Source organism: Clostridium sp. OM05-9, from assembly GCF_003481465.1.
GTDB lineage: Bacteria > Bacillota > Clostridia > Lachnospirales > Lachnospiraceae > Coprococcus > Coprococcus ammoniilyticus.
Genome location: NZ_QULF01000001.1, coordinates 394,257 through 410,601 on the forward strand (window position 1 = coordinate 394,257; position 16,345 = coordinate 410,601).

The 16,345-nt window shown below is 41.5% G+C and carries 22 protein-coding genes; 21 read left to right on the forward strand and 1 reads right to left on the reverse strand.

What is annotated here, in order from left to right; translation table 11 throughout:
* Positions 1–25 precede the first annotated feature (25 nt).
* From DXB77_RS01830 to DXB77_RS01845, 4 genes are all read left to right on the forward strand, one after another.
* Positions 26–1,408 (forward strand): ATP-binding protein, encoded by a 1,383-nt coding sequence (locus DXB77_RS01830; RefSeq protein WP_118662528.1) that lies wholly within the window; start codon positions 26–28, stop codon positions 1,406–1,408.
* Between the two features lie 349 nt (positions 1,409–1,757).
* The gene (locus DXB77_RS01835) at positions 1,758–3,704 is read left to right on the forward strand and encodes a BMP family ABC transporter substrate-binding protein (RefSeq protein ID WP_118616351.1); all 1,947 of its coding nucleotides are present in this window, start codon (positions 1,758–1,760) and stop codon (positions 3,702–3,704) included.
* Between the two features lie 115 nt (positions 3,705–3,819).
* Entirely contained in the window at positions 3,820–4,443 is a 624-nt protein-coding gene (locus tag DXB77_RS01840) for a metallophosphoesterase (protein ID WP_117807436.1), read from the forward strand.
* Between the two features lie 72 nt (positions 4,444–4,515).
* Positions 4,516–5,874 carry a citrate/2-methylcitrate synthase gene (locus DXB77_RS01845; protein ID WP_117822143.1) on the forward strand — a complete coding sequence of 453 codons (1,359 nt, stop codon included), beginning with the start codon at positions 4,516–4,518 and terminating at the stop codon, positions 5,872–5,874.
* Positions 5,875–5,944: 70 nt separating this feature from the next.
* On the opposite strand, the gene DXB77_RS01850 is transcribed toward DXB77_RS01845, so the two are convergent.
* Positions 5,945–6,808, reverse strand: coding sequence for a class I SAM-dependent methyltransferase (locus DXB77_RS01850; protein WP_117785655.1), 864 nt, complete (start codon positions 6,806–6,808; stop codon positions 5,945–5,947).
* Between the two features lie 321 nt (positions 6,809–7,129).
* On the opposite strand from DXB77_RS01850, the gene DXB77_RS01855 reads away from it, so the two are divergent.
* The 17 genes from DXB77_RS01855 to DXB77_RS01935 all read left to right on the forward strand — a co-directional run bounded on the left by DXB77_RS01855 (position 7,130) and on the right by DXB77_RS01935 (position 16,322).
* Complete coding sequence (locus tag DXB77_RS01855; protein WP_226801050.1) at positions 7,130–8,278, forward strand: SAM-dependent methyltransferase; 1,149 nt, start codon at positions 7,130–7,132, stop codon at positions 8,276–8,278.
* A complete protein-coding gene (locus DXB77_RS01860; protein ID WP_117807165.1) occupies positions 8,275–9,150 on the forward strand; it encodes an OST-HTH/LOTUS domain-containing protein in 876 nt (291 codons plus the stop codon). The genes DXB77_RS01855 and DXB77_RS01860 overlap by 4 nt, the downstream gene beginning before the upstream one ends.
* 388 nt (positions 9,151–9,538) lie before the next feature.
* The gene (gene rpsJ, locus DXB77_RS01865) at positions 9,539–9,850 is read left to right on the forward strand and encodes a 30S ribosomal protein S10 (RefSeq protein ID WP_021944981.1); all 312 of its coding nucleotides are present in this window, start codon (positions 9,539–9,541) and stop codon (positions 9,848–9,850) included.
* 156 nt (positions 9,851–10,006) lie between these two features.
* On the forward strand, positions 10,007–10,690 hold the full coding sequence (rplC, locus tag DXB77_RS01870; RefSeq protein ID WP_008402751.1) for a 50S ribosomal protein L3: 684 nt from the start codon (positions 10,007–10,009) through the stop codon (positions 10,688–10,690).
* 22 nt (positions 10,691–10,712) lie between these two features.
* Positions 10,713–11,333, forward strand: a complete 621-nt coding sequence (rplD, locus tag DXB77_RS01875) for a 50S ribosomal protein L4 (protein ID WP_021944980.1) — start codon at positions 10,713–10,715, stop codon at positions 11,331–11,333.
* On the forward strand, positions 11,333–11,632 hold the full coding sequence (gene rplW, locus DXB77_RS01880; RefSeq protein WP_021944979.1) for a 50S ribosomal protein L23: 300 nt from the start codon (positions 11,333–11,335) through the stop codon (positions 11,630–11,632). Before rplD ends, rplW begins: the two co-directional genes overlap by 1 nt.
* Before the next feature lie 64 nt (positions 11,633–11,696).
* Positions 11,697–12,542 carry a 50S ribosomal protein L2 gene (rplB, locus tag DXB77_RS01885; RefSeq protein ID WP_021944978.1) on the forward strand — a complete coding sequence of 282 codons (846 nt, stop codon included), beginning with the start codon at positions 11,697–11,699 and terminating at the stop codon, positions 12,540–12,542.
* Between the two features lie 19 nt (positions 12,543–12,561).
* Positions 12,562–12,840 carry a 30S ribosomal protein S19 gene (gene rpsS / locus DXB77_RS01890; protein WP_021944977.1) on the forward strand — a complete coding sequence of 93 codons (279 nt, stop codon included), beginning with the start codon at positions 12,562–12,564 and terminating at the stop codon, positions 12,838–12,840.
* A gap of 31 nt (positions 12,841–12,871) precedes the next feature.
* Positions 12,872–13,258, forward strand: coding sequence for a 50S ribosomal protein L22 (gene rplV, locus DXB77_RS01895; RefSeq protein ID WP_008402744.1), 387 nt, complete (start codon positions 12,872–12,874; stop codon positions 13,256–13,258).
* A 10-nt stretch (positions 13,259–13,268) separates the two neighbouring features.
* A complete protein-coding gene (rpsC, locus tag DXB77_RS01900) occupies positions 13,269–13,934 on the forward strand; it encodes a 30S ribosomal protein S3 (protein ID WP_117807167.1) in 666 nt (221 codons plus the stop codon).
* Positions 13,934–14,371: a 50S ribosomal protein L16 gene (gene rplP, locus DXB77_RS01905; RefSeq protein WP_117807168.1), complete on the forward strand. Its 438-nt coding sequence runs from the start codon at positions 13,934–13,936 to the stop codon at positions 14,369–14,371. The genes rpsC and rplP overlap by 1 nt, the downstream gene beginning before the upstream one ends.
* Positions 14,361–14,564, forward strand: coding sequence for a 50S ribosomal protein L29 (rpmC, locus tag DXB77_RS01910; protein ID WP_008402741.1), 204 nt, complete (start codon positions 14,361–14,363; stop codon positions 14,562–14,564). The genes rplP and rpmC overlap by 11 nt, the downstream gene beginning before the upstream one ends.
* Before the next feature lie 21 nt (positions 14,565–14,585).
* Complete coding sequence (gene rpsQ, locus DXB77_RS01915; protein WP_173783815.1) at positions 14,586–14,843, forward strand: 30S ribosomal protein S17; 258 nt, start codon at positions 14,586–14,588, stop codon at positions 14,841–14,843.
* A 13-nt stretch (positions 14,844–14,856) separates the two neighbouring features.
* Positions 14,857–15,225 carry a 50S ribosomal protein L14 gene (gene rplN, locus DXB77_RS01920; protein ID WP_008402739.1) on the forward strand — a complete coding sequence of 123 codons (369 nt, stop codon included), beginning with the start codon at positions 14,857–14,859 and terminating at the stop codon, positions 15,223–15,225.
* Between the two features lie 13 nt (positions 15,226–15,238).
* Positions 15,239–15,556 carry a 50S ribosomal protein L24 gene (gene rplX, locus DXB77_RS01925; RefSeq protein WP_021944973.1) on the forward strand — a complete coding sequence of 106 codons (318 nt, stop codon included), beginning with the start codon at positions 15,239–15,241 and terminating at the stop codon, positions 15,554–15,556.
* Positions 15,557–15,576: 20 nt separating this feature from the next.
* The gene (gene rplE / locus DXB77_RS01930; RefSeq protein ID WP_008402736.1) at positions 15,577–16,116 is read left to right on the forward strand and encodes a 50S ribosomal protein L5; all 540 of its coding nucleotides are present in this window, start codon (positions 15,577–15,579) and stop codon (positions 16,114–16,116) included.
* 20 nt (positions 16,117–16,136) lie between these two features.
* The gene (locus tag DXB77_RS01935; protein ID WP_008402734.1) at positions 16,137–16,322 is read left to right on the forward strand and encodes a type Z 30S ribosomal protein S14; all 186 of its coding nucleotides are present in this window, start codon (positions 16,137–16,139) and stop codon (positions 16,320–16,322) included.
* The last annotated feature ends 23 nt before the right edge of the window (positions 16,323–16,345 follow it).

Below are 16,345 nucleotides of genomic sequence, written 5' to 3' on the forward strand. Positions count from 1 at the left end.
CTTATAACAGAAAGAACAGGTTTTTATGGAAGAACAGAAAGATAAAAAGGATAAAAAGGTCAGAAAAGACAAACGATTATCCAGCAAGATCAACAGTCGCTTTATAGCATTGACGCTGATTGCGATATTGTGTACGATGATACTTTCGACAACGGTTTATTATGATCTGTTTAAAAAGGAGATCATGCGCGATCTGGAAAATTACACACAGACCTTGAAGAGTGCAGGATTATTTGATGATATCAGTGAGCTCCGCAATGTAAGGATTAAGAATACAGAACTGCGTATTACATTAGTTGCACCGGATGGAACGGTTAAATATGATAACATGGCAGATCCGGAGTCCATGGGAAAACACAACGACAGACCGGAGATCGAGGAGGCATTTGAGAAAGGAGAAGGCGAGGATACCCGTCTTTCCCAGACGCTCAATATGAGCACATTCTACTATGCGATCCGGCTTTCAAATGGTTGTGTACTTCGTGTATCAAAGGAGACAAGCAGCATTGTCAGTGTATTTTTGAAGGGACTTCCAAGCATGACAGTTATTATGCTGGTGCTTGTGACTGCCGTGGTTCTGATATCACGATATCTGACAAAGAGTATCGTCCGTCCGATCGGACAGATGGCAAAGGATCTGGATCATATTGATGATATTAACGCCTATAAGGAGATCCGTCCATTGATTGATACAATTAGGGAACAGCATAGTGATATTATGGAGAATGCACAGATGCGACAGGAATTTACGGCAAATGTATCTCATGAGTTAAAGACACCTCTGACAGCGATCTCCGGTTATTCTGAGCTGATTGAAAACGGGATGGCGACAGATGGTGATGTCAGACGATTTGCTACAGAGATCCATCGTAATTCAAATCGGCTGCTTACCCTTATCAATGACATTATTCGTCTGTCAGAGCTTGATGTAACAGAGAATGCACCGTCTATGGAACGGATCGATCTGTGCGCGGTTGCAAGATCGAATGTGGATATGCTGATGCTGTCGGCAGAAAAACATAACGTTGCATTGAAGTTTTCCGGTCAGCCAAGTTATATTATGGGTAATAAGATGATGATGGAAGAACTGGTATACAATCTGACCGATAATGCGATCCGATATAATAAACCGGATGGAACCGTAGAAGTAACTGTGTATTCTTATGAGAAAGATCATTCAGTTGTCATGAAGGTGAAGGATACCGGTATCGGAATACCTGAGGGGCATCTGGGGCTGGTGTTCCAGAGATTCTACCGGGTCGATAAGAGTCGGTCGAAGTCGACCGGAGGAACCGGTCTCGGACTTGCGATCGTAAAACACATCGTAGCGCAGCATGATGCGAAGCTTGATATAACAAGTGAACCGAATGTGGGAACAGAGATAACGATCACCTTTCAGGGCAGATAAAAAGACAAGGAAAAGGAGCCTGTAAGAAGTTAGGAAACAGGCTCCTTTGATTTATAAGTATTCACACACACCGATTTGAAATTCAAGATTGTATGTTATTTACTATTCTGATACTATATTAACACACGCTATTTTAAATTTCAAGGTAAAAATGTAAGAAATGCACAATCCATTTTATTAAAAATATACAAAACTTTACCGGGATAAGAAATTTTAAGGCGTGAAAAAGATGAAAATACGATTTACCACTGGTAATTTTCGGTTTTTGTTGTATATATATAGTGAACGGAAAAATGATAGGACAATGAGTTAAACAGGTTGATTTAGACACAGATAGGAGGTTTTTAACATGTCATTAAATGATTATGTAAAAGCGCAGAAGCTTGGTGAAAAGAGATATCAGGCTGCACTTTCCAAAAATGAATATCCATATCTGCCGGTACTGGATGAACTGATCACGAATTCCGATATTGCAGGCGAAGTAAATCTTGGTTTACAGCATATTTCTCTCGATCGGGTTGTAGGTACAGCGACAAAAGGCCGTACTACAGCATTTGCAAGTAACTTCATGCCTATATTAGATGCGAATTCTGAATTCGGAAATAAATGGTCATCTCTCTGTGACTCTCATATAGAAGAAGGAATCCATGATCCGATCAAAGTATATGAATATATGAATAAATTCTATGTCATAGAGGGAAATAAGCGTGTCAGTGTACTGAAATATTTCGGTGCGGATTCTGTCCCTGCGATGGTAACCAGAAAGCTGCCGAAGCGGACAGATGAGCTGGAAAACAAGATTTATTATGAATTTGTAGATTTCCATAAGCAGACAGGAATCAACTATATATGGTTCACACAGCTTGGCGGATATGACAAATTAAGAGAATATATAGGATTGACACCGGATGGTGAATTTACGGATGATGATCGTATGAACCTGAATTCGGCACATCTGGCATTTGATACAGCATACAGGCAGAAAAACGGCAGTGACAGTCTTCCAATCACGGTAGATGATGCGATGCTTGTATTTTTAAATGTATATGGATACAGGGCATTACAGGATATGTCCTATGATGAGGTAAAGGCAAATCTGGAAAAGGTCTGGGACGAGATCGTGCTAAGTGCACAGAAGAAGAAGATGACGATCGTTCCGAAGCTGGAACCGGTAGAGTCAAAGAAGAAACTGTTCAGTATCACGCCGGTACCGAAGAAGCTTAAGATTGCATTTGTTTATGATAAAGAGCCTGAGAATTCTGTATGGATCTACAGCCATGATCTCGGAAGAATGGGCGTAGAAGGCAAATTTAAGGATCGGGTTGAGACACATACTTTTTCGAATATGGATGATAATACGAAGCTTGCAGAATGCCTGGAGCAGATTGCACAGGACAAATTCGATGTTGTATTTACAACCGGTCCGGAGATGCTTCCGGAGTCATTAAAGGCAGCGATCAAATATCCGGAATTGAAGATATTAAACTGCTCGTTAAATGTATCGACCAGCCATGTCAGAACGTATTATGCGAGAATGTATGAGGCGAAGTTTATAACCGGTATTATCGCAGGTTCACTCTGTGAGGATGGCAGGATCGGTTATGTGGCTGATTATCCGATCTATGGAACGACGGCGAACATCAACGCATTTGCGATGGGAGCAAAGTTTGTGAATCCAAGAGCGAAGATCTATCTGGAGTGGTCAAAGGTCAAAGGCTCCGATCCGAAGAAACGGTTTAAGGAACTGGGCATTTCTTATGTATCCGATAAGGATATGATCACACCGCTTACGGCCTCCCGTGAATTCGGTCTGTATTCCTGCGATGGGGACGAGATATCGAACCTTGCGATGCCATTTTACAACTGGCGCATATTTTATGAGAAGATCGTTCAGTTGATTCTGGATGGTAACTGGAAGCTGGAAGAAAAGAACGAGAAAGTAAAGGTTCTGAATTACTGGTGGGGCATGTCTGCCGGAGTGATCGATGTGATCTGTTCGAACCATCTTCCGGTTGGAACAGCCAGACTGGTAAATCTGATGAAACAGCTGATCAAGGATGGTACGGTAAGTCCATTCTACGGCAAGCTCTATTCACAGAATGGAGTGGTTCGTGATGATGAAGATGGTGAGATGAGCCCTGAGGAGATCATGAAGATGGATTGGCTGGCAGATATTGTTGTTGGTTCGATCCCGACTCTGGATGAGCTGGTAGAAGATGCCAGAGATGTTGTTACCTTCCAGGGAGTAAATACGCCGGAAAATCTGGAATTGAAAAAAACTACAGACATAGTATAATAAGGCTATGCGGGTCTTGTGATCCGGAGTACGAATGTAGATGAGCGTGTTTTCTTTATGGAAACAGGCGGGGTACAGTTTCGTAGAAAAGAAAAGAAAACACGGAGATACGGATATGAAGATTCTTGTTCTGGCGGATGCAGAATCAAAATACCTATGGGATTATTTTGATAAGAAAAAATTAGAAGGAATTGATCTGATCATTTCCTGCGGTGACCTTGCACCGCAGTATCTGTCGTTCCTTGCGACATTTACGCATGCTCCGGTTCTGTATGTATATGGAAACCACGATACCTGTTATGCAGACACACCACCGGATGGCTGTATCTGCATCGACGATCGAATCTATGTATATAAAGGAATACGGATCTTGGGTCTTGGAGGCTGCATGGAGTATCAGTACAATGGTGCGCCGCATCAGTATACCGAGAAAGCAATGGAGAAACGCATCCGTAAGCTGGGTCGGCAGATAAGAAAACATCGTGGATTTGATATTATGATCACGCATGCCCCTGCGTATCGGATCAATGATTCCGAGGATCTTTGTCATACCGGTTTCAAGTGCTTCCGGACAATGATCGAAGACTATCATCCGCAGTATCTGGTACATGGTCATGTGCATAGTAATTATGGCAGGGATTTTGCACGGGAATCCAGATACCTGGATACCACGATCATAAATGCATTTGAAAAATATATTATAGAAATAGATGAGACTGCCTTACAGGCAGCGAAATAGTCTTGCAAGCCAGGCGAAAGTTTGATAAACTTAAGCTTGGCTTAAATACTATATTCGAAAGGAGATAGAGGTTTGGAAAAGGGAAGTGCAGAGTACGAGAAAATTTTAGATGAACTGGTTGGTTATTGCAATGATTCAGGTACGATCGATCAGAACCTCTATGTTACATATGATGTTAAGAGAGGCCTTCGTGATTCAAATGGAAAAGGTGTCTTAACAGGTCTGACAGAGATTTCAGATGTATCCGGTTTTGCAGTTCAGGATGGTGAGCTGGTGCCGGCAGATGGAAGACTCTATATTCAGGGATATAATATCGAAGATCTGGAACGTGGATTCCACGGAAGCAAGTTTGGCTTTGAGGAGACAATCTATCTGCTTTTATTCGGTGAACTGCCGACCAGAACTCAGTTTAATAAATTTAAGGAATTGATGGAGACGTTCCGGGAGCTCCCAAGAAAGTTTGCTCGTGATGTGATCTTAAAAGCACCAAGTAAGAATATGATGAATGTCTTACAGCGTTGTGTGCTTACTTTATATTCATATGATGACTGCCCGGATGACATCAGCATTCGAAATGTCCTTCGTCAAAGTATGGAACTGATTGCACAGTTTCCGCTGATCGCTGCATATGGCTATCAGGGCTATAAGCATTATTATCAGGATAAGAGTCTTATCATTCACAATCCGAAGCCGGGCCTTTCGACAGCAGAGAATTTCCTTCGCCTGATCCGTGCGGATAAGAAGTATACTGAGCTTGAAGCGCAGGTACTGGATATCTGTCTGGTGCTTCATTCAGAGCATGGTGGTGGTAACAACTCCACATTTACAACACATGTTATATCATCAACCGGAACTGATACCTATTCAACCGTTGCCGGTTCTCTCGGTTCTTTAAAAGGACCGAAGCATGGTGGTGCGAACCTGAAGGTTCAGCAGATGATGGATGACTTGAAGGCTCATGTAAAAGACTGGAGCGATGAAGCGGCGATCCGTGAATATCTTCAGGGACTGCTTGATAAGAAGGGCTTTGATCATAGCGGTCTGATCTATGGTATGGGACATGCTGTTTATACGGTGTCCGATCCAAGAGCCAAGATCCTGAAGCGTTATGCCGGAAGACTTGCAGAAGAAAAGGGTATGCAGGAGGAGTTCAAGTTGTACACGGATATTGAACGGATCTCTATGGAGCTTCTTGCAAAGAAGCGAAACTCCGTTATCTCTGCAAATGTCGATTTCTACAGTGGATTTGTATATCGTATGCTTGATATACCGATTGAACTGTTTACTCCAATCTTCGCGATTGCAAGAATCGCAGGCTGGAGCGCACATAGAATAGAAGAGTTGGTAAATGCCGGTAAGATCATCCGTCCGGCTTACAAATATGTCGGAACGCATAAGACATATCTGGATATGGACGAGAGAAACTGGTAGGACTGTATAAAATAAATACGGGACAATTATTAGGTTTGCTTCACAAAGATAATAATTGTCCCGTATTTGTTTATTTACTCCATCTTCCGGCAGCGCCGCATGGCAGTACCAGACCGGAGCCTGTAACCGGAAGTCCTACTTCGTCGGAGATAACATGACCGCCGAATTTAGACTGTACCTCGGTTGCTATCATATAGGTAAGAACGGCTGGTGCAAGTCCGGTCGTATAGGAATTGACCAGGAAGAAAAGCGGATCATCGCAGAGCAGCTCGCTGCACAGCTTGATAAACGGATGTATCTTTTCTTCGATCTTCCAGATCTCGCCCTTTGGTCCTCGGCCGTAGGATGGTGGGTCCATAATGATCGCATCATAGTGATTGCCACGGCGGATCTCACGTTCTACGAATTTTACACAGTCATCAACGATCCAGCGGATCGGAGCATCTTCGAGTCCGGATGAGACTGCATTTTCCTTTGCCCATGTAACCATGCCCTTAGAAGCATCAACATGAGTAACTGCCGCACCTGCTTTTGCTGCCGCACAGGTTGCACCGCCGGTGTAAGCGAAAAGGTTTAATACCTTGATCTCTTTCTTTTTCGATGAGCGGATCAGGTCAGAGAACCAGTCCCAGTTGGCTGCCTGTTCCGGAAACAGACCGGTGTGTTTGAAGCTGAATGGTTTTAGGTTAAAGGTCAGATCTTTATAATGAATCGACCATTGCTGCGGAAGGTTAAAGAACTCCCATTCACCGCCGCCCTTATTGCTGCGGTGGTAGTGACCATTTAGTTGCTTCCAGCGTTTATCTGTTTTTGGAGTTGACCACAGAACCTGTGGATCGGGACGAAGGAGAATGTATTTGCCCCATCGTTCCAGTTTTTCTCCATCTGAACAATCTATTACTTCATAATCCTGCCAGTGATCGGCTGTCCACATAATCGATATCCTCGTTTCGTTTGAAATATTTATATAAAACTACTATATTATAAGGTGCAGTCATTTTCAAGTCAACGATGAAATCTGCATAGAAAGAAAATGAAATCGGCATATAAGGAAAACAAATTGACCGATATCTGCCGGGGTGATAAAATCACAGCAGTAGAGCAAAACGAAAATGTATAATTGCAATAGATAATTTGGGATATAATGAATGCCAAATTATTTGCTCGTGAAAATGTTAATTATGTGAAGGACATTTCATGAGCTGTGTTTCACAAAATGATAAGCAGATACAAGACAGAAAACATGGAGAAATATATGGATATTATAAAAGAGATCGCGGAGACACATCCACATAAGGTCGTACTGAGCAATGGAAAGGGAGAATACAAGAAGATCATATTTGCCCGAAAGGTATTAAAGGGCAGAAATGCATACCAGCTTGAGAAATATACACAGACGCAGGTCTTTCATGAGAATATCGAAGAAGGAAGGCTGGCAGAGCATATTGCGATGCATTTTCCGGCAGAGTTTAAGCAGATGAATGCATTTTCTCTGACGACAGATTATGATGTAAAAGCAGGCAAAAAAGGAAATCTGGCAGTCAGCCGCAGACAGGCGGAGAATAAGACGATATTGGTCGGCGGTAATAATCGCAAGAAGAAATATATTCTGGATGAGGGAATGGATATTCCTGCATTCCGGGAGCTTGGAATATTTACCAAAGAGGGAAAAGTAGTTTCCTCCATGTATGATAAGTTCCGTCAGATCAACCGCTTTATCGAGATGGTCGATGATGTGTTAAAGACTTATAAAGGCGATGAGATCAACATTATTGATTTTGGATGCGGCAAATCCTATCTGACTTTCTTCTTATATTATTATATAGTAGAGATCCGTCATATGACGGCACATATCACAGGGCTTGATCTGAAAGAACAGGTAATAAAGAACTGTAATAAGCTGGCAGAAAAATGCGGATATACAGATCTGAAGTTTAAAATCGGTGATATTAATGGATACCGGACAGACCGTAAGGTGGATATGGTAGTGACCTTGCATGCCTGTGATACGGCAACTGACTATGCGCTCTATAATGCGATCTGCTGGAACACGACATACATCTTATCTGTTCCGTGCTGCCAGCATGAGTTAAATAAACAGATCCGGTCGGAGGAGTTGTCGGCACTGACCAAGTACGGAATCATCAAGGAACGGACAGCGGCATTGATGACTGATGCGATCCGTGGGTGTATGCTGGAATATTGTGGATATAAGACAGATCTGTTGGAATTTATTGATATTGAACATTCACCTAAAAATATTCTGATCCGGGCAGTGAAGAAACCGGTATCAGAGGAGAAACGGGAGCGGGCAAAAGCAGAAGCGGAACGGTTGTGCCGGACCTTTGGCATTCACCAGACTCTGATGCAGCTTGTGCTGACGGAAGAAAGGAGCCATTCATGAAGCGGATTTTAATATATGATTGTAATACAGTGGATACCGTTTATGCACCGCTTGTATGCAGAGAGATCATGATTCAGGATGATCTGATCGACCGTCTGGCATGCGGCTATGTTTCAAAAGCTTCGAAAGAAGAACTGCAGAAGCAGGGATTTCGCGTGATGGGAGCAGAAGAACGGGGAAATCATGCCGGCTGCACTTTTATAACAGAATTGGTTGCCCATGCATTTGACCGGCAGGTCGAAGGAATCGATATTGTGACCGATGATGATACGATCCTGGCGGCAGTTGTAAAGGCACAGGAGCAGGGCAAGAATATTCGGGTATTTGGCAGTAACGCACACAGTGAATCGTTTATCCGCAGATGTAATCGCTTCTGTTATATAGATATTTTGCAGGGCTATGAACCGGAACAGTGTCTGACACCATTATCAGAGATTGTATCTGATGTCTACCGCATTATAATAGAAGAAAGAGCTTCGGGTATCTGTACAGAACTGGCAGGATTGATATATAAGCTCACAAAGCTGCACACAGAATTCGATACCAGAAACTATGGATATACCAGCATGGAAGAACTAATCCTGAAAAATGGAAAAGATATTCAATTCTATAAAGCTGGAGAGCAGTATTATCTCGAGATGATCGATGACCGGGAAAACGTAGAACACTTTATCACATCGTATCTGTCAGAACGGAATAACAAGATAGATGATATGCAGGAGCTGTTTGATGCATTATCAGAAGAATTCGAACGATTTGATACCAGAAATTATGGTTACGCATCGGATATCGCTTTCCTTTTAAGTTTCCCGAAGCTGGAAATATATAATAACAGGGGCGTGAAGCTGAAGCAGAGCTTTAAGCTGAAATAAGCGATAACGTTTCTATTGTGCATTATATATAGAAGAAACAGATAAAATATAACAGTATGACGGATGAAGAAATGCAGGGAAATATAATAAAAAAATTCTTAAAAAATATAGAAAAAATGCTTGCATTCCGCAAAAACGTGTTATATAATCAAACGTGCTGTGACATGATAGCGTTGAAACGGAGGTTGCTGTATCGTATAGATATAGGTTTTTCGTGGAGCGAATGTCAATAAAAAATTACTGACGACAAGTCACTGTACCAATAACTGTCTATCAAAAGGATAGAAACGACGTGTTGATTCTGATTTAATTCAGGATACACACGGGAGAGTGTACAGTCACCACTTGTTGTACTATTAAAAAGTGCGAAAAGGAGGCGGCTTTTTTTATGGCAAAACAGATTATGAGAATCACATTGAAGGCGTACGACCACAAACTTATCGATCAGGCTGCTGGACAGATCATCGATACTGTTAAAAAGACAGGAGCTAAAGTCAGCGGACCGGTTCCAATGCCTACAAAGGTTGAGAAGATTACAATCCTCAGAGCTGTTCATAAGTACAAAGATTCAAGAGAACAGTTCGAGCAGAGAACTCATAAGAGATTAATCGACGTGATTGCACCAACACAGAAGACAATTGATGCATTACAGAAGATCGATTTATCAGCTGGCGTATACATCGACGTAAAGATGAAATAATCAGCCACAAAAATTAGAAGTGAACTAATCAAATCACAAAAAAACAAACATAGCACGAAACAGTGCACAAGCAGTAACCTAATGCATCCGAAGGATGTAATTTAGTATGATTGTCAAGACAATCCGCTGTGAATTAAATTAGGAGGAAAACTTAAAATGAAGAAAGCTATTTTAGCAACAAAAGTCGGAATGACTCAGATCTTCGACGAAAACGGCGTTTTAGTGCCGGTAACAGTTTTACAGGCTGGTCCATGTGTTGTAACCCAGGTAAAAACAGTTGAGAATGACGGTTATGATGCAATTCAGGTAGGATTCGGCGAAAAGAAAGAAAGAATCACAACAAAAGATGTATCAGGAAAGAAAGTAATCAGAAACCCACATGGTGCTGGTAAGGCAGAAGTTGGACATGCAAAGAAAGCAAATACAACACCTAAGACTTTCTACAGAGAGTTCAGACTTGATGACTGTGCTCAGTACGAACTTGGTGCAGAGATCAAAGCCGATGTATTTGCTGAAGGAGACAAGATTGACGTTACAGCAAAGACAAAAGGTAAGGGATATGCAGGCGGTCTTAAGAGACACGGCTTAAAGTCAGGTCCTTCAGGACATGGTTCCAAGTATCACAGACATGCAGGTTCAAACGGTTCAGCTACTACACCAGGTAGAGTATTCAAAGGTAAGAAGATGCCTGGACATATGGGTAGCGTAAGAGTTACAATCCAGAACCTTGAGGTAGTTAAGATAGATGTAGAAAATGATGTTATTTTGGTAAAGGGCGCAGTTCCGGGACCAAAGAAATCATTAGTAATGATTAAGGATACAGTAAAGACTGGCAAGTAGTCTTTAGGAAGGAGGAACGAAAATGGCATCAGTTAAGGTTTATGACATCGAAGGAAAAGAAGTTGAGACATTAGAACTCAATGATTCTATATTCGGTGTAGAGATAAATGAACATTTAATGCATCTGGCTGTAGTTGGCCAGCTGGCAAATAGCCGTCAGGGTACACAGAGCGCAAAGACTCGTTCTGAAGTATCAGGTGGTGGAAGAAAGCCATGGAGACAGAAAGGAACAGGTCATGCAAGACAGGGTTCAACAAGATCTCCACAGTGGACAGGCGGCGGAGTTGTATTCGCACCAAAGCCAAGAGATTATTCAGTTAAGATGAATAAGAAAGAAAAGCAGCTTGCTATGAAGTCAGCACTTTCAGCAAAGCTTGCAGAAGATAAACTTGTTGTAGTTGACAAGATTGAATTAGAAGAGGTTAAGACAAGCGTGTTCGCAAAGATCCTTGCAAATCTTAAAGCTCCTAAGTCATTAGTAGTAACAAAGGACAAGAACGACAAGGTTGTTCTTTCAGCAAACAACATTCCAACAGTTAAGACAACAGCTACAAACTCACTGAGTGTATATGACATTCTTAAGTATGATAAGCTTGTTCTTACAAAGGATGCTGTAGCAGCAATTGAGGAGGTGTACGCATAATGGCAGACATCAAATATTATGACGTTATACTTAAGCCTGTAATCACAGAGAAAAGTATGAATGCAATGGCAGAGAAGAAGTACACATTTCTTGTACACCCGGAAGCAACAAAGTCTCAGATCAAAGAAGCTGTAGAGAAGATGTTCGAAGGAACAGAAGTTGCTAAGGTTAACACCATGAACAATGACGGTAAGGTTAAGAGACGTGGCGTAACACTTGGAAGAACAGACAAGTACAAGAAAGCAATCGTTAAACTTACAGAAGCAAGTAAAGAGATCGAAATTTTCGAAGGACTGTAAAATAACGAAACAGATTTATACGCAAAAAAGCGTGACAATAAATTGAACCGAAAGGAGAACAAAAATGGGAATTAAGACATATAACCCATATACACCTTCCAGAAGAAATATGACTGGTCTTGATTTTTCAGAGATCACAAAATCAACACCTGAGAAATCACTCGTTGTATCAATGAGCAAGACAGCTGGTCGTAACAATCAGGGAAAGATCACAGTTAGACATCACGGTGGTGGTGAGAAACGTAAATACAGAATTATAGATTTCAAGAGAAACGATAAGGATGGAATTCCAGCAACGGTTAATGCAATCGAATATGATCCAAACAGATCAGCAAACATTGCACTTCTGTTCTACGCTGATGGCGAGAAGAGATACATCCTTGCTCCTTATAAGTTAGCAGTAGGAGATGTTCTTATGAGTGGTGCTGAAGCAGAGATCAAAGTTGGTAACTGCCTCCCACTTCAGAATATTCCAGTTGGTACATTAGTACACAACATCGAGTTATACCCGGGTAAGGGCGGACAGCTTGTTCGTTCAGCAGGTAACTCAGCACAGCTTATGGCTAAGGAAGGAAAGTATGCAACATTAAGACTTCCTTCAGGCGAAATGAGAATGGTTCCAATCATCTGCCGTGCAACAATCGGTCAGGTAGGAAACATTGAGCATGGCCTTGTTAACATTGGTAAAGCCGGACGTAAACGTCACATGGGTATTAGACCAACAGTTCGTGGTTCTGTTATGAACCCTAATGACCATCCACATGGTGGTGGTGAAGGTAGAGCACCAATCGGTCGTTCAGGCCCTTCAACTCCATGGGGTAAGCCAGCAATGGGATTAAAGACAAGAAAGAAGAACAAGCAGTCTAATAAGATGATCGTAAGAAGAAGAGACGGCAAGAGCATTAAATAGTTAATAAGGAGGTATGACAATGGCTCGTTCATTAAAAAAAGGACCATTCGCAGATGAGCATTTACTCAAGAAGATAGATGCTATGAATGCAAGCAATAGCAAAGAAGTTGTTAAGACCTGGTCAAGACGTTCAACAATTTTCCCATCATTCGTAGGTCATACAATCGCAGTTCATGATGGAAGAAAGCATGTACCTGTATATGTTACAGAAGACATGGTTGGACATAAGCTTGGTGAGTTCGTAGTTACCAGAACCTACAGAGGTCATGGTAAAGACGAAAAGAAGGGTAGAAGATAATATTTGGAATATTTGAAAGGAGGACTAAATCATGGCTAAAGGACATAGATCCCATGATAAGAGACTCAGAAATGAGAATAAAGATACCAGACCATCAGCTAAGGTATCATATGCAAGAGTGTCAGTAACAAAGGCTTGTTTCGTATTAGATGCCATCAGAGGTAAGGATGTTCAGACTGCACTTGGTATTCTGGCATACAACCCAAGATATGGTTCAAGTGTTATAGAGAAGCTGTTAAAGTCAGCAATCGCAAATGCTGAAAACAACAATGGACTTAAGGCAGAGGACCTTTATGTAGCAGAGTGCTACGCTAACAAGGGACCTACAATGAAGAGAGTTCATCCAAGAGCCCAGGGTAGAGCATATAGAATCGAGAAGAGAACAAGTCACATCACAATCGTGCTTGACGAGAGATAGGAGGTAAATAATGGGACAGAAAGTTAATCCTCATGGTTTAAGAGTCGGCGTTATCAAAGATTGGGATTCAAGATGGTATGCTGACACAAAGAATGATGAATTTTCTAACAACCTTGTAGAAGATCATAAAATCAGAACTTATTTAAAGAAGACACTTTACAATGCAAACATCTCAAAGATCGAGATCGAGAGAGCTGCAGACAGAGTAAAGGTTGCATTATATACAGCTAAGCCTGGTGTTATCATCGGTAAGGGCGGAGCTGGAATCGAAAAGATCAAAGCAGATGCACAGAAGCTTACAGATAAGAAGCTGTTCATCGATGTAAAAGAAATCAAGAAGCCGGATGCAGACGCACAGTTAGTAGCTGAGAACATTGCAGCACAGCTTGAGAATCGTATCTCATTCAGAAAAGCAATGAAGTCATGCATGAGCAGAACAATGAAAGCTGGAGCACTTGGTATCAAGGCTTCATGTTCGGGACGTCTTGGTGGTGCTGATATGGCTAGAACAGAGTTCTACAGCCAGGGAACAATTCCTCTTCAGACACTTCGTGCTGACATTGATTATGGTTTTGCTGAAGCAGACACAACATTTGGTAAAGTTGGTGTTAAGACATGGGTTTACCATGGTGAAGTACTTCCTGTAAAAGGAAATAAGGAAGGAGCGGATAAATAATGTTAATGCCTAAGAGAGTAAAGCGTCGTAAGCAGTTCAGAGGAACTATGGCTGGTAAGGCACTTAGAGGCAATAAGATTACAAACGGTCAGTATGGTTTAGTAGCACTTGAGCCTGCATGGATTAAGTCAAACCAGATCGAAGCAGCCCGTATTGCGATGACAAGATATATGAAGCGTAGTGGTAAAGTATTTATCAAGATCTTCCCTGATAAGCCAGTTACAGCTAAGCCGGCTGAAACTCGTATGGGTTCAGGTAAGGGAGCACTTGAGTACTGGGTAGCAGTTGTTAAGCCGGGTAGAGTTATGTTCGAGATTGCAGACGTACCTGAAGAAGTAGCAAAAGAAGCTTTAAGACTTGCTATGCACAAGCTTCCACTTAAGTGTAAGATCGTTTCAAAAGAAGATTTAGAGGAGGTAGCAGGCAGTGAAAACTAAGGACTATATGAACGAATTAAATGCTAAATCTGTTGATGAGCTTCAGAACGAATTAGTAGCTGCAAAGAAGGAATTATTCAACTTAAGATTCCAGAATGCTACAAATCAGTTAGAGAACACAAGCAGAATCAAAGACGTAAGAAAGAATATTGCAAGAATACAGACAGTTATAGCCCAGAAGGCTAATGCTTAATTATCTTAGAAGGAGGAATATATTGTGGAAAGAAATCTGAGAAAAACACGTGTAGGTATCGTTACAAGTGACAAGATGGACAAGACAATCGTTGTTTCTATCGTAGATAATGTTAAGCATCCTCTTTATGGAAAGATCGTAAAGAGAACTTACAAGTTAAAGGCTCATGATGAGAAGAATGAGTGCAATATTGGCGATAGAGTAAGAGTTATGGAGACAAGACCTTTATCAAAGGACAAGAGATGGAGACTTGTTGAGATTATAGAGAAGGCTAAATAAGGAGGCAAATAAAATGGTTCAGCAGGAAACAAGACTTAAAGTTGCTGATAATACTGGTGCCAAAGAGCTCCTTTGCATCAGAGTTTTAGGCGGCTCAGTAAGAAGATATGCAAATATCGGCGATATCATCGTTGCCTCAGTTAAAGACGCAACACCAGGCGGAGTTGTTAAAAAAGGTGATGTTGTTAAGGCCGTAGTAGTAAGATCAAAGAAGGGCGCTCGTCGTAAGGATGGTTCATACATCAAGTTTGATGAGAACGCAGCAGTTATTATAAAAGACGATTTAAATCCAAGAGGAACACGTATCTTTGGACCAGTTGCAAGAGAGTTAAGAGACAAGAAGTTCATGAAGATTGTCTCACTTGCACCTGAAGTATTATAAGGAGGTGTAGACCATGGCAACATTAAAGATTAAGAAAGATGATATGGTACAGGTTATTGCCGGCAAGGATAAAGGCAAAGAAGGCAAGGTTCTTCATGTTGACAAGAAGAACGGTACTGTAGTCGTTGAAGGCGTAAATAAAGTATTTAAGCACAGCAAGCCAAGCATGGCTAACCAGGCAGGCGGAATTATCGAAATGGAAGCTCCAATGGACATCTCCAATGTAATGTATCTTTACAAAGGCAAGCCAGTAAGAGTTGGTTTTGAAGGAACAGGTAAAGATAAAGTCCGTGTTGCTAAAGTAGATGGCAAAACAGAGAAGATAGATTAATTGGAAGGAGGTCGTCTTAGTTGAGTAGACTTAGAGAAAAGTATGACGCTGAAATTAAAAGCGCCATGACTGAAAAATTTGGATATAAAAATGTAATGCAGATCCCAAAGCTTGATAAGATCGTTATTAACATGGGCGTTGGTGAAGCAAGAGAAAATGCTAAAGTTTTAGACGCAGCTATCAAGGATCTTGAAACAATCGCCGGTCAGAAGGCAGTTGTTACACGTGCGAGAAAGTCAGTTGCTAACTTCAAGTTAAGAGAAGGAATGCCTATCGGATGTAAAGTAACACTTCGTGGTGAGAAGATGTATGAGTTCTTAGATCGTCTTGTAAACCTTGCACTTCCTCGTGTACGTGACTTTAGAGGTGTTAACCCTAACGGTTTCGATGGCAGAGGTAACTATGCTTTAGGTATCAAGGAACAGCTTATTTTCCCGGAAATCGAGTACGATAAGATTGATAAAGTCAGAGGTATGGATATCATCTTTGTTACAACAGCAGAGACAGACGAAGAAGGTCGCGAACTGTTAACATTATTTGGTATGCCTTACAGCAAATAATTAAAGGAGGAAGATTCGTTATGGCTAAGACAGCAATGAAAGTTAAACAGCAGCGTAAACAGAAGTTCTCATCAAGAGAATATACACGTTGCAAGATTTGTGGACGTCCACACTCAGTATTAAAGAAATACGGAATCTGTAGAATCTGCTTCCGTGAATTAGCATACAAGGGACAGATCCCTGGCGTTAAGAAATCAAGCTGGTAAGAGATAGAAGGAGGAAGAAACAT